The sequence below is a fragment of the Pseudomonas sp. NPDC090208 genome, assembly GCF_044746785.1.
Lineage (GTDB): Bacteria > Pseudomonadota > Gammaproteobacteria > Pseudomonadales > Pseudomonadaceae > Aquipseudomonas.
The window spans coordinates 32,167-45,007 of record NZ_JBIVCU010000022.1; the positions used below are offsets into that span (position 1 = coordinate 32,167).

Annotated in this window: 14 protein-coding genes; 7 read left to right on the forward strand and 7 right to left on the reverse strand. The window is 62.9% G+C overall.

All coding sequences use genetic code 11. The features are described from left to right. Window positions 1-13 precede the first annotated feature (13 nt). Together ACIPL0_RS27210 and ACIPL0_RS27215 are read left to right on the forward strand one after the other, a co-directional pair. Entirely contained in the window at window positions 14-1,378 is a 1,365-nt protein-coding gene (locus tag ACIPL0_RS27210; protein WP_400601131.1) for a c-type cytochrome, read from the forward strand. Window positions 1,379-1,390: 12 nt separating this feature from the next. Beyond that, a complete protein-coding gene (locus ACIPL0_RS27215; RefSeq protein ID WP_400601133.1) occupies window positions 1,391-2,410 on the forward strand; it encodes an XdhC family protein in 1,020 nt (339 codons plus the stop codon). Here ACIPL0_RS27215 and ACIPL0_RS27220 read toward each other — a convergent pair. Then, window positions 2,382-3,713 carry an MFS transporter gene (locus tag ACIPL0_RS27220; protein WP_400601135.1) on the reverse strand — a complete coding sequence of 444 codons (1,332 nt, stop codon included), beginning with the start codon at window positions 3,711-3,713 and terminating at the stop codon, window positions 2,382-2,384. The genes ACIPL0_RS27215 and ACIPL0_RS27220 overlap by 29 nt on opposite strands. A gap of 151 nt (window positions 3,714-3,864) precedes the next feature. Here ACIPL0_RS27220 and ACIPL0_RS27225 point away from each other — a divergent pair, with 151 nt between their 5' ends. Beyond that, on the forward strand, window positions 3,865-4,302 hold the full coding sequence (locus tag ACIPL0_RS27225; protein ID WP_400601137.1) for a GFA family protein: 438 nt from the start codon (window positions 3,865-3,867) through the stop codon (window positions 4,300-4,302). Here the strand turns inward: ACIPL0_RS27225 and ACIPL0_RS27230 are convergent. Next, a complete protein-coding gene (locus ACIPL0_RS27230; protein ID WP_400601138.1) occupies window positions 4,293-4,991 on the reverse strand; it encodes a phytanoyl-CoA dioxygenase family protein in 699 nt (232 codons plus the stop codon). The two genes, ACIPL0_RS27225 and ACIPL0_RS27230, sit on opposite strands and share 10 nt — an antisense overlap. A gap of 178 nt (window positions 4,992-5,169) precedes the next feature. Here ACIPL0_RS27230 and ACIPL0_RS27235 point away from each other — a divergent pair, with 178 nt between their 5' ends. Then, a complete protein-coding gene (locus ACIPL0_RS27235; RefSeq protein WP_400601140.1) occupies window positions 5,170-6,033 on the forward strand; it encodes a DMT family transporter in 864 nt (287 codons plus the stop codon). Between the two features lie 38 nt (window positions 6,034-6,071). Here the strand turns inward: ACIPL0_RS27235 and arsH are convergent, their stop codons facing one another. Genes arsH through ACIPL0_RS27250 form a run of 3 tightly spaced genes read right to left on the reverse strand, consistent with a single transcriptional unit; the run spans window position 6,072 to window position 7,697 of the window. Further along, the gene (gene arsH, locus ACIPL0_RS27240) at window positions 6,072-6,785 is read right to left on the reverse strand and encodes an arsenical resistance protein ArsH (RefSeq protein ID WP_400601142.1); all 714 of its coding nucleotides are present in this window, start codon (window positions 6,783-6,785) and stop codon (window positions 6,072-6,074) included. Window positions 6,786-6,830: 45 nt separating this feature from the next. Next, window positions 6,831-7,301, reverse strand: a complete 471-nt coding sequence (locus ACIPL0_RS27245) for an arsenate reductase ArsC (RefSeq protein ID WP_400601143.1) — start codon at window positions 7,299-7,301, stop codon at window positions 6,831-6,833. A gap of 39 nt (window positions 7,302-7,340) precedes the next feature. Further along, the gene (locus ACIPL0_RS27250; protein ID WP_400601215.1) at window positions 7,341-7,697 is read right to left on the reverse strand and encodes a metalloregulator ArsR/SmtB family transcription factor; all 357 of its coding nucleotides are present in this window, start codon (window positions 7,695-7,697) and stop codon (window positions 7,341-7,343) included. A 274-nt stretch (window positions 7,698-7,971) separates the two neighbouring features. Here ACIPL0_RS27250 and ACIPL0_RS27255 point away from each other — a divergent pair, with 274 nt between their 5' ends. Further along, on the forward strand, window positions 7,972-8,370 hold the full coding sequence (locus ACIPL0_RS27255; protein WP_400601217.1) for a DUF411 domain-containing protein: 399 nt from the start codon (window positions 7,972-7,974) through the stop codon (window positions 8,368-8,370). A 58-nt stretch (window positions 8,371-8,428) separates the two neighbouring features. Here the strand turns inward: ACIPL0_RS27255 and ACIPL0_RS27260 are convergent, their stop codons facing one another. Next, the gene (locus ACIPL0_RS27260) at window positions 8,429-8,740 is read right to left on the reverse strand and encodes a hypothetical protein (protein WP_400601145.1); all 312 of its coding nucleotides are present in this window, start codon (window positions 8,738-8,740) and stop codon (window positions 8,429-8,431) included. Window positions 8,741-8,920: 180 nt separating this feature from the next. After that, window positions 8,921-9,805 carry a LysR family transcriptional regulator gene (locus ACIPL0_RS27265; protein WP_400601147.1) on the reverse strand — a complete coding sequence of 295 codons (885 nt, stop codon included), beginning with the start codon at window positions 9,803-9,805 and terminating at the stop codon, window positions 8,921-8,923. 133 nt (window positions 9,806-9,938) lie between these two features. Between ACIPL0_RS27265 and ACIPL0_RS27270 the strand changes: the two genes are divergently transcribed. Together ACIPL0_RS27270 and ACIPL0_RS27275 are read left to right on the forward strand one after the other, a co-directional pair. Then, a complete protein-coding gene (locus tag ACIPL0_RS27270; RefSeq protein ID WP_400601149.1) occupies window positions 9,939-10,928 on the forward strand; it encodes a zinc-dependent alcohol dehydrogenase family protein in 990 nt (329 codons plus the stop codon). Window positions 10,929-11,374: 446 nt separating this feature from the next. After that, window positions 11,375-12,748: a purine-cytosine permease family protein gene (locus ACIPL0_RS27275; RefSeq protein WP_400601150.1), complete on the forward strand. Its 1,374-nt coding sequence runs from the start codon at window positions 11,375-11,377 to the stop codon at window positions 12,746-12,748. Window positions 12,749-12,841 lie beyond the last annotated feature (93 nt).

The window sequence follows — 12,841 nt, forward strand, 5'->3', positions numbered from 1 at the left end:
CACTGGAGTGCCCATGAATAACAGCCGATTCGCAAGAACCGCTGGCTGGTTGGCCGTGCCGTGCCTGATCGCGGCCGGCGTGCTGGCCTGGTATGTCACCCGCGAGCCTGCCTCGCCTTTGCAAAACGATGCGCTCGCTACGACCAACGCCGGCGCCAACATCGACCCGGCGCTGGTCAGCCGTGGCGAATACGTCGCCCGGCTCAGCGACTGTGTTGCCTGCCACAGCGTGCCCAATGGCCCGCCCTTTGCCGGTGGCCTGGAAATGGCCACACCGCTGGGGGCTATTCATGCCACCAACATCACCCCGGACAAGGACACCGGTATCGGCAATTACAGCCTGGCCGACTTCGACCGCGCCGTGCGCCATGGCGTGGCGCCCGGTGGCCGACGCCTGTACCCGGCGATGCCGTATCCGTCCTACAGCAAGCTCAATGACGAGGACGTGCGGGCGTTGTACGCCTTCTTCATGAAGGGCGTGGCGCCGGTCAAACAGGCCAATGTCCCGAGTTCGATTCCGTGGCCATTGAACCTGCGCTGGCCCATCGCGCTGTGGAATGGCGTGTTCGCCGACACCGCGCCGTACGCGGCGAAGGCTGGGCAGGATGAACTGTGGAACCGCGGCGCCTATCTGGTTCAGGGCGCCGGCCATTGCGGCAGTTGCCACACGCCGCGAGGGCTGGCGTTCAACGAGAAAGCACTGGACGAATCCGGCACGCCGTTCCTCGCCGGCGCCTTGCTCGATGGCTGGTATGCACCGAGTCTGCGGGCCGATCACAACACCGGCCTGGGTCGCTGGAGCGAAGCCGAGATCGTGCAGTTCCTCAAGACCGGTCGCAACCGACATGCGGTGGTGTTCGGTTCGATGACCGAGGCGTTCAATAACTCCACGCAGTTCATGAATGACCAGGACCTGGCGGCCATCGCCCGTTACCTGGAGTCGCTGCCGGGCGACAGTCAGCGTGACGGTGCGCCCTGGCAGTATCAGACCGTGTCGGCGGCGGATCGGCAGGACTCGCCGGGTGCGCATACCTATGTGACCCGCTGCGCGTCCTGCCATGGTCTGGACGGCAAGGGCCAGCCCGATTCGATGCCGCCGTTGACGGGTGCCACGTCGGCACTGGCAAAAGAGGCGGCCTCGGCAATCAACATCACCCTCAACGGTTCGCAGCGCGTGGTGGCGGCCGGGGTGCCGGATGCCTACCGCATGCCGGCATTCCGCGAGCAGCTGTCGGACCAGCAGATCGCCGAGGTGCTGACCTTCGTGCGCGGCACTTGGGGCAATCAGGGCGGGGCGGTGGATGCACAAGCGGTCGGCAAGCTACGCGAGCACACCGATCCGGCCAGTAGCAGCCCGATCATCTTGCAGATGCGTTAACCGGAGCCCTCAATGGAAAGCATCGACCTGCTGGTGTTGCGTACCGCCCGGGACTGGCTTGCTGCCGGCGACCGTGTGTTGCTGGCGACCGTCGCCCGCACCTGGGGCTCGTCGCCACGCCCGGTGGGGTCGATGATGGCCCTGCGTAACGACGGCCGCGTGGTGGGCAGCGTGTCAGGCGGCTGCATCGAAGACGACCTGATCCACCGTTACACCACCGCCCATGGCGGCAGTGGTCTGGCGGACGGGCTGCCCGAGGTGGTGCGCTACGGCGTCAGCGCCGACGAGGCCCACCGCTTCGGCCTGCCCTGTGGCGGCACGCTGGAATTGATTCTGGAATTCAGCCCTGACTGGCAATCCCTCGATGAGTTGCTGACTCACCTCGACGCCGGGCGTCTGATGCGTCGCCGTCTGTTGCTGGACGGCAATCAGGTGACGCTGGAGCACAGCCCGGCGCCGGAGCAGTTCAGTTTTGATGGCCGGCAGATGGTCAATACGCTGGGGCCGGGCTATCGCCTGCTGATGATTGGCGCCGGAGTGCTCGCCGAGTACCTGGCGACCATGGCGCTGTTCAACGGCTTCAAGGTGGCGGTGTGCGACCCGCGTCCCGAGTACGTCGAGACGTGGACGGTGAACGGCGTCGAATGCCTGACCGGCATGCCGGATGACGTGGTGCGCGATTTTTCGGTCGACCTGCGCACCTGCATCGTCGCTCTCAGCCACGACCCGAAACTCGACGACCTGGCCCTGCTGGAGGCGTTGCAGAGCCCGGCCTTCTACATCGGTGCCATCGGCTCACGGCGCAACAGCCAGTTGCGCCGCGAGCGTCTGATCGAGCATTTCGGCGAAACCGAAACTTCACTCAAGCGCCTGCACGGCCCGATCGGCATCTACATCGGCAGCAAGACCCCGGCGGAAATCGCCGTCAGTGTCATGGCCGAAATCCTCGCCGTGAAAAACGGCATCGTCTTGCCCCGCGACGCCAGTGTGGCCGAGGCCAAATTCATGCGTGAGCAGGCGCTGTCAGCGTGACTTGCTGCGGCCGAATGATCATCAGCGCCGCCGCTGCAATCACCAACGGCACGACCAGCGCCGAGTAGTAACCCGCAGGCCCTCCGTGTTCCAGAAACCAGCCGCCGCTGGCCGAGCCGATGATCGCGCCTACCCGGCCGAGGGCGATGGCCCAGCCGGTGGCCGTTGCGCGCAGGGCGGTGGGGTAGGCCTGGGCGACCATGTAGTTGAGGACGATCTGCTGGCCGCCGATGCCCAGGCCGGCGCAGCCGGCAAGGATGAACACCAGGGTCCAGTTGTCGCCGCTGCCGGCCAGCCCCAGGCACAGCACGATGCCGAACAGGAACAGCGCCAGCAGCAACAGGCGGGTGTTGATTTTCGGCAGGATCAGCGACAGCGGGATCGCGCAGGCGACGAACACCGCGTTGACCGCCACCGTGCCCATCGGCGCCTGTTCGGTGGGCAGCCCGGTGGCTTTGAGCACCGTGGGCAGCCACGACAGGAACATGAACCAGGCAATCCAGTTGAACAGGTAGATGGTCCAGATGCCTACCGTGTTGCGCGCAAGGCCACTGCGGAACAGCGAGCTGACGCGGGTCTTGGCATCCGCTTCCGGGACGCTGAAGACGCTGTCGGCTGCGACTTGCTGACGGGTGATCGCCGCAATCACGGTTTCGATCTTGCCGCGACTGGCGACGGGCCGATGGCGGGTCAGAAAGTACAACGATTCCGGCAACGCAATGATCAGCACGCCCACCAGCGCCAGCGGCACGATGCCGCCGATGGCAAAGATGCCTTGCCAGCCAATGGAGGGCAGCATGCGCGCCGCCAGCATCCCGCCGAGGATGGCGCCGGCAGGCAGGCCGAGCAGCACTGTGGTCATGATCGTGCCGCGATGCCGGGCACTGCCGTATTCAGCGGCCAGCGACAGGACCACGGGCGTTGCGCCGCCCATGCCCAGGCCTGCAATGAAGCGCAGGATCAGGATCTGTTCGGTGGTCTGGGCGAAGGCGGTGGCCAGCGAGGCGACGCCGAACAGGGTGACTGCGGCGATGATCACCGGGCGGCGGCCGAATTTGTCGCCCATCAACCCCAACGCCATTGCGCCGAGTACCATGCCGACAATGCCGGCGGTCAGGATCGGCGCCAACGCACCCGCGCCGAGCCCGAAGGCCTGGATGATCGAGGGACCGGTGAAGGCAATCGCCTGGGTATCGAAGCCGTCCAGAATGGCGATGAAAAAGCACAGCGCGAAGACTCGCCACTGAAACGGGCTGAGGCGCGAACGGTCGATCAGTTCGGGAATCGAGATGTGAGTGCGCATGGCGACTCCTGTCATGGGGCATTTTTATAATTGTTCTGCGCAGGCAAAGCCTGACGAGCCAGAGCCTAAGCGGCGTCTGGTGCGGGGTCTAATATCGTTTGGGTGCGGCACCATACCTGTCAGGTATGCAGGGCTGCTCAAGGGGAAAGGCATGAACAGAGAACAGACGGATTTCGAAGGCGCCTGCCACTGCGGCACGGTGCGTTTCAGGGTGAAACTCAGCGGCGGACTGAATTCGGCGCGCCGCTGCAACTGCTCCTATTGCCGGATGCGCGGGGCAGTGGCGGTCACCGCGACTCAGGACAACTTTCACCTTGTGGCGGGCGAAGACGCCCTCACGCTGTATGAATTCAACACGCACACGGCGAAGCACTATTTCTGTTCGCTCTGCGGGATTTACATCCACCATCGGCGGCGCTCCAACCCGGATCAGTTGGGCGTCAATGCGGCGTGCCTGGACGGCGTCAGCCCCTTCGATTTCGCCGAGGTGCCGGTGAACGACGGGGTCAATCATCCGTCGGACCGCACGGACAAAAACGCCAACGGGATTCTCGGTGTGCTGCGTTTCGTGCCTGCCGATCAGGGTTGAATGAGCCCATGCAAAGGGATGTCGGCAAAATCATCCGGATTGAACCGCTCGCGGGTATCCATCTGCACATTGCGCAACTGCGCGGTGGCCAGGTGTGACGCATAGAGCGCGTGCGATGCATAACCGATCAGGATGGAGCGACGGCGGCTGCCGACGCTGTTCAGGCTGGCGGCGTGGATCAGGTCGGCGTCGAACACCAGGATGTCCCCGGCACGGCCTGCCAGCTGCACGACAGCCGATTCGTCGCTGAAATCTATCGGCGGAGCGTGCCGCTCTGGGCGATGGCTGCCGGGCACCAGGCGCGTTGCGCCGTTCTCGGGGCCATAGTCGTCGAAAAAGACCAGCGCGTTGGCGCTGTCACCCGGCCGTTGCGCCGACAAATCGCGGTGCAGTACCTGATGACCGCCGCCGGGCAACGGCTCGCGTCCGTCCACCTGGGACAGGAAAAACCGTTCGCCGATCAGTGCGCCAATCGCCGCCAGAACCTGCGGCAGCCGACACACCGCCTGCACCGTCGCATCACGATCCAGCAGCGAATGGCGCCAGTCGTGGCCGCGCGGCGTCGGCCATTGTTCCGACGGCAACACGCCGGCGTCGAAGGCGGCGCGCAGGTTCGCCAGCCATTCGCCGGGGAGCGCCTGGCGCAGCAGGATGTAACCGTCGCGGTGGAGTGGTGTGCGGTCCGTCATGAAGGTGTCCCTGGAACGTCGGGCATAAGAGTGGATGTGGATGGGCTCCCGTTCAAGCTAGACTCGCAGGACGCTGGCCAATGGCTGCCAGCCCAGCGCTTTACCTGAGCCACGTTTCTGCTACAGGACCGATCACCTTCGGACTCGATAGACGCCTGACTTAAGGATCACCTTCGCAATGGAAAACCGTATCGCCGATACCCGCCCATGGCTGTGGCTCGGCGCAACACTGTTCAGCCTGATCGCCTTTGCGACGAACTCCATCTTCTGCCGTCTGGCCTTGCGTCACGGCGACATCGATCCACAATCCTTCACCGCCATTCGCTTGCTGGGTGGCGCGCTGTTTCTGCTGGTGCTGGCAAGGCCCGGTAGCGGCAGGGCGGTCGGCGGAAGCTGGCGTGGCGGCTTTTACCTGTTCGCCTACGCCTGGCTGTTCTCGCTGGCCTATATCCAGCTGGACGCCGGGGTCGGGGCGCTGGTGCTGTTCGGCGCCGTGCAGATCACCATGTTCGCACTGGGCATCCGCAGCGGTGAAAAGCTGCGCGTGCGAGTGCTGGCGGGCATGTTGGTGGCGTTTAGCGGATTGATCGTCCTGCTGGCCCCCGGCGGCAGCGCGCCGCCCTTGAACAGTGCGCTGCTCATGCTGCTGGCCGGGGTGGCCTGGGGCGCGTATTCGGTGCTGGGCAAACGCTCGGTCAACCCGGTAGGGGATACCGCTGGCAACTTCCTGCGCAGCCTGCCGCTGGTGGTGTTGGCTGTGGTGCTGGGCGTGACGCAGGCATCGTTGCAGGCCACCGCGAAAGGGGCGTTGTATGCGGCCGCGTCTGGGATATTGGCATCAGGAGCGGGCTACGCCGTGTGGTATGCCGTGCTGCGCAGAATGGCCGCGCAGACCGCCGCCACCCTGCAGCTCAGCGTGCCGGTGCTGGCATCGTTGGCCGGCGTGCTGTTGCTGAATGAACCGCTGTCGGCGCGCCTGCTGATCGCTTCGCTGGTGGTGCTGGGCGGCATTGCTCTGGCGTTGGTGGCGAAACGCAGCTGAGCGTGTCACACAGCCCGAAAGGCCATGGGCGCAACCCATCAGATGGCGCGCTGATTGACCCGCCGGGACAGCTCCTCTGCCGATTCCTTGCGCTCGGAATATCGGTCCACCAGATAGTCCTGGCGATCCCGCAGCAGCAAGGTGAACTTCATCAGCTCTTCCATCACATCGACCAGGCGGTCGTAATAGGAGGAAGGTTTCATGCGTCCCGCTTCATCGAACTCGGCAAATGCTTTGGCGACCGACGATTGATTGGGGATGGTGAACATCCGCATCCAGCGCCCCAGCACACGCAGCTGATTGACCACGTTGAATGACTGGGAACCACCGCAAACCTGCATCACCGCCAGAGTCTTGCCTTGAGTGGGGCGTACTGCGCCCATGGCCAGCGGCACCCAGTCGATCTGCGCCTTGAACACCGCACTCATGGCGCCATGGCGTTCGGGAGAGCACCAGACCTGGCCTTCAGACCATTGCATCAGCTCGCGCAGCTCAAGCACCTTGGGATGGCTGTCGGGCGCGTCGTCCGGCAGCGGCAGGCCCGATGGATCGAAGATCCGCGTTTCGGCGCCGAACGCTTCAAGCAGGCGTGCAGCTTCCTGAGTGACCAGGCGGCTGAACGAGCGCTCGCGGGTCGAACCGTACAGCAACAGGATGCGCGGCTTGTGCGTCGACGGGTTACCAGCCACCAGTCGCTCCAGTGACGGAATGTCGATCAGATCTGTGTGCAGATTGGGCAATGTGTCTTGCATGAAAACTCCTTCAGGCCAGCGGATAACCGAGCCCGGATTGTCGGCTTACAGCGTGCCGATGCGATTCAATTCAGCTTTCAGTTCGTCAGCGCTCATCGTGCTCAAGGGCAAGCTCAGAAATACGCCTACGCGCTCCTGGATCTTGGCCAGGGTCGATTCAAATGCCGTTGTGATTTCAGCCTCCGATGCCGTCACTTCGGAAGGGTCGGACAGCCCCCAGTGCGCTTTCAGCGCGGGCCCGAAAAACACCGGGCAGGCTTCACCGGCTGCCCGGTCGCACACCGTGATCACGATGTCGGGTGGCGAACCTTCAAAGGCGTCCGAGGATTTGCTGCTCAGACCCTCCGTGGAAATGCCGGCACTTTGCAGTGTCTGCAAGGCTCGCGGGTTGACGCGACCGCTTGGGAAGCTGCCCGAGCTGACCGCCTCGACTCCAGCTGGGGCCAGATGATTGAACACGGCCTCGGACAGGATGCTGCGGCAGCTGTTGTGGGTACACATGAACAGGACTTTCATGGGATGCCTCTTGGACTCGACGGTCAGGGAGCGGAACGCTCAGCAGCACATCGGCTGATTGACGGGGCGGCCATTCATGTCGCACAGGCGTTGTGTTTCTACGTCCAGCCATTGCCGGTTCGCCTCGACGATGTCGTTCAGGACGGCTGTGACCCAGGCTGGTAGATCCGGATTCAGGCGGTAGTACACCCACTGTCCCTGACGGCGATCCATCAGCAAGCCGGCTGAGCGAAGCAAGGCCAGATGTCGGGAAATCTTCGGCTGGCTGAGGTCCAGCGCTGCGGTAAGTTCACAGACGCACAACTCTCGCTCGCGCGCGACCAGCAGCGTGATTCTGCTGCGCGTGTCATCGGCGAGGGCTTTGAACAGGGTTGTGGGTGTCATGGCGGCGGTCATATCGATGGGGGCAGACATGGCTGGCTCTGAAACATATGGAAAAACGAATATACGTATTTTCGAATATTCGGTAAAGCATATGTTCTTTTCATGCCAGTGGGGTCATGTCTGACTCGCTATCAGGAAACAGCCGGTTACAGCTCCGGCAGACACAATTTGTCGGAATCATCGAGACTCTCTCGCACCTTCACCTTCAGGAGCTTCGCCCGTGCGATCCATTACCCGTTCTGCCAGCCTGCGCTTTCTCTGCGCAGGCGCGGCCTTCAGCGCCAGTCTGTTTGCCAGCGTCGTTTCGGCGGCGACCATCGATGTCCACCGTGACCCCAATTGCGGCTGCTGCACGCAGTGGATCAGTTACCTGGAAAAGAACGGCTATCAGGTCAACGATCACCTTGAAAACGACATGCACGCCTTCAAGCAAGCGCAGGGCATCCCTGACAAGCTGGCGTCGTGTCACACCGGGATCATCGGCGGCAAATTTATCGAAGGGCACGTGCCGGTCGAGCAGATCGCCGTGCTGGAGCAGCGCGACGATCTGCGTGGCGTGGCCGCCCCCGGCATGCCGATCGGCTCACCGGGGATGGAGCGGGGCGGGGTGCGCGATGCCTACCCGATCATCGGTCTGACGCGCCAGGGTGATGAAGAGGTGGTGGCTCGTTACGAGGCGCAGTGACGGTGGACGGGGCCGCTGACCGAGAACACGTCAGGGCAATCCTCGTCGTCGCCAACCTTTAGTTGCTCTTCGACCCCGAGCTGCTGTCTTTCGAACCCGCCCCGGACGAGGTCGAGTTACCAAAACTGGAGTTACCACCGCTGCCGGCTTCGCCGCCCGAGCCGGGCAGCGCAGTGCCTTTGGTACTGGCGCCGTTTTCGCCTTTGGGTTTGGACGATTCGCCGGATTTCGCCGAGTCGGCTTCCGAGGACGATGGCTGGCTCATGCTGCTGCCGCTCGAACCGGTGGTGCTGGTGGCGGCCTGAGTGGGCATCGCCAACACGCAGGTCAGGCTCGCGATTGCCAGGGCACAACTGAATGTCTTGTTCATGGGATCAAGCCTCTTGGTCACTACTGCAGAGGGAATGCACGCCGGCCTGCTTGGTCGGCGGCGATATCTGTGTGACTCGGAGGGCTGTTGGAAAGGTTGGAAAAAATGCGGATGGGGCGATGAGTGGTTGCTGGCTGCGGTTTGGCGATTGTGCCGGCGTCGCTGACGGGGCGCTGGCTGTCAGTGCTTGAACGAGGCAATGGCAAAGTCCAGAAAGCTCCGCAGCTTGGGCGTCAGGCGCCGGTCCGGCGCGTAAAGGATGTGCATCGGCGTCGCGGGTGCCTGATAGCTGGGCAGCAGGCTGACCAGCGTGCCGTCGCGCAGCGCATCGCCGACCAGCTCCACCGGTTGCAGGACCACGCCCAGCCCGGCAACGGCGGCGGCAAGCAGCGGGTCGCCCTGATTGATCGTCAATCTGCTTGTAATCGGCACGTCCATCTTTCCCTCCGGCCCCTCGAAACTCCAGTGCGTGCGGCCATCGGAAAAGCTGAACCCCAGGCATTCATGTTGCTGCAGATCCCAGGGGCTGGTGATGGCCGGGCGTCGGGCCAGATAGGATGGCGCGGCGCACAGCACCTGGCGGTAAGGCGCCAGCGTGACGGCCTTGAGACCGCAGTCGGAGAGCTCGCCGATGCGGAACACCACGTCATAGCCATCATCGACCAGATCCACCAGTTCGTTGGACAGGGTCAGGTCCACCGACACCTGCGGATACCTGACCATGTAATCCACCAGCCGTGGCGACAGGGTGCGGATGCCGAAGGTCACCGGCGCGTTGATACGCAGTCGGCCGCTGGGGATGCCACGGGTGACGGCGGCCAGATTTTCCGCCGCCTCCATGTCGGCCAGGATCATCTTGGCCCGCTGATAGAAAGCGTGACCGAAGTCGGTCAGGCTCTGACGGCGGGTCGTGCGGTTGAGCAGGGACACGCCCAGATGCTGTTCGAGCATCTTCACCTGCTTGCCGACCAGCTGTGACGACAGCTTGAGGTCGTCCGCCGCTGCGCTGAAGGAGCCGGTTTCCACGGCTTTGACGAAAGTCGCCATTTGGGTCAGGCGGTCCATTACAAACCTTTTGTTTCAAGTGTCGGGCAATCCTAGGCCTTTATCCCCCTGCCGGCCAGCACCTAAATTGTCAGCCATGACGCGGGTCGCCGGGAGGTGGCCCGGGCTTTTCACTGTTCAGGAGGTATCAACCATGGCACGCATTGTCAGATTTCATGAATACGGCGACGCCAGCGTACTCAAGCTTGAGACGTTGGATATCGCCGCTCCGGCGGCGGACGAGGTGCAAATCAGCGTCAAGGCCATCGGCCTCAATCGTGCGGAGGTGATGTTCCGCAATCATGCCTATCTGCAGGAGGCCGAGTTTCCGACCCGGTTGGGTTACGAGGCGGCCGGTGTGGTGGCGGGGGTCGGCAGCGCGGTCAGCGAAATCAAGGTCGGCGATGCGGTGAGCCTGATCCCGCCACTGGACATCGCTCGCTGGGGGACTTACGGGGAGGTGGCCAACGTGCCCGCGCATCTGGTGGTCAGGCACCCCGAGAACCTGTCCTTCGAGCAGGCCGCCGCTTCCTGGATGCAGTACGTCACCGCCTGGGGCGCTCTGATCGAGCAGGCTCGGCTGACCCGGGGCGATGTCGTGCTGGTCACGGCAGCTTCCAGCAGTGTCGGGCTTGCGGCGTTCCAGATTGCGCGGATGGTCGGTGCCACCGCCGTTGCGATCACCCGCACGCGCGCCAAGGCGCAGGCGTTGCTGGAGGCTGGCGCGGCCCATGTGATCATCAGTGATGAAGAGGACATCGTCGAGCGGGTGATGACGCTGACCGATGGCAAGGGTGCGCGCGTGGTGTTCGACCCGGTGGGCGGCCCGTCCTTCGAGCCGCTGACGCAAAGCATGGCCCGTGGCGGCATTCTGCTGGAGTACGGCGCGCTGAGTCCGGAGCCCACGCCGTTTCCGCTGTTCACTGTGCTGGGCAAGAGCCTGACGCTCAAGGGCTATCTATATGCCGAGATCGTTGCCGACCCGGCGGCACTGTCCCGCGCCAAGGCGTTCATTCTGTCTGGACTGGAATCGGGTGCGCTGAGCCCGGTGATCGCGAAAACCTTCACGCTGGATGACATCCAGGACGCGCACCGCTTCCTTGAGGCCAATCAGCAGATTGGCAAGGTAGTGGTCACCGTCTGACCGCTGTCGATATGAACCGGCAGTGCCCGGGTCTTGCGCAATGGCAGGGCCCGCGCACTGTTTCTGGGCGACTCGCTTTCCCTTCAGCGGAAACGATAGGGTGTTACCAAAGCAGACAAACCCGCTGTGCGCGCGGCTGCAACGCCCGGCACGCGCCGGGGCAGGGCGGCAGGGAAGCGGCGTGGTAGCGCGTTACGGGAGTTGTCGACGATATCTGGCATGAACGGTGCTTTGTAATCCTTTACAGAGGTTTTCTGTGCAGCCTGCCGCTGGGGATGGTGATACCGTCTTCATTCCGGGATATCGGGCAGGTTGGGCAGAAATCCTTTTTTTGCGATGTGCATGTAATCCTTTACAGAGCGTCGCGCCCATAGACCGTTCTCGGCAGACACGAGAGCTCCACCGCAGCCGAACGCCAACCGGTTGCGCGCCCAAAGAGAGGCCCAATGATGGACATCGAAAAAAGAAGCATCGAATTTGTTCCTTTGTCGGAACGCTATGGTCATCCCCGCCGGCTGTTCACCATCTGGTTCAGCGCCAACATGCAGGTCACCACGTTGGTGGTGGGTTCGTTGGGCATCGTCGCCGGGTTGAGCCTGGCCTGGACGTGTCTGGCGCTGATTCTGGGGTGTGTGATCGGCACGATTTTCATGGCCGCGCATTCTACCCAGGGGCCACATCTGGGCATTCCGCAGATGATCCAGAGCCGTGCGCAGTTCGGCGTGCTGGGCGCGGGCTTTCCACTGTTGATCAACTACATCTCGTTCATTCTGTTCACGGCAGCCAACGGCGTGGTCATGCGCGACGCCATCAAGTCGTTCATGGATGTCGGCGACAACACGGCGATCATTCTGTTTGGCCTGGTGTCGTTCATCATCGGTTTCGTCGGCTATGAGCTGATTCACCGCCTCGGCGCGATCATGTCGGCGTTGTCCGGGATCATCTTTCTGGTGGTGGCGGTGCTGGCGTTGCAGCACCCGATGCCGGTCGGTGCGATGGACCTGTCCCAAGGCTTCACCATGGCCGCGTTTGCCTTGACGGTGACGCAGGCGGCGTCGTGGACGCTGGGCTTCGGGCCTTATGTGGCGGACTATTCGCGCTATCTGCCGGCAAACATTTCCAGCAAGCAGACGTTCTGGTTCAGCTATGTCGGTAACTTGCTCGGTGCCGGTCTGGTGATGCTGCTCGGCGCCTTGTTGGCGACTATGTTCAGCGATGTCACCTCCAACCCCGGCAATGCCATCGCCAGTTTCTTCGGGCCCTGGTCGAAAGTCGCGATGGTCATCGTCGTGCTCGGCGTGCTGGAGATCAACTCGCTTAACCTGTACAGCGCCTATATGTCGGCCATGACGATCTTCTCCGGCCTGCGTGGCATGACCCGCATCAGCCGCACCACCAAGTTCATCGCCATGGGCATTTCTGCCGTGGCCGCCACGGCGATTGCCATCGCTACCCAGTACGATTTCAACGCTTACTTCGCCGATATTCTCATCGCCCAGGTGTACTTCCTGGTGCCGTGGAGCTCGATCAACCTGGCCGACTTCTATCTGGTGAAGAAGGGCAAATACGTGGTCGAGGACATGTACAACGTCGACGGCATCTACGGCAAATACAACTGGTCGACCATGGTGATCTTCCTGATCGGCGTGGCCTCCACCGTGCCGTTCATGGACATGTCGTTCTACCACAGCTATTTCGCCAGACTGATCGGCTCAGACATCTCCTGGATTCCTGCGCTGGTGGTGCCGGCCGCGCTGTATGTCGGCTATGCGCGTCTGCGTTTCAATCGTTCGGCGGGTGCCGTACGGGCGGCGGCCTGATGACGCCGGATGATGTGATCGGTGTGGCAGCGCTATTTTTTTGAACTGCGATGTAATCGATTACGAATATTGAAGCGCTAGGACCGGGCCGCT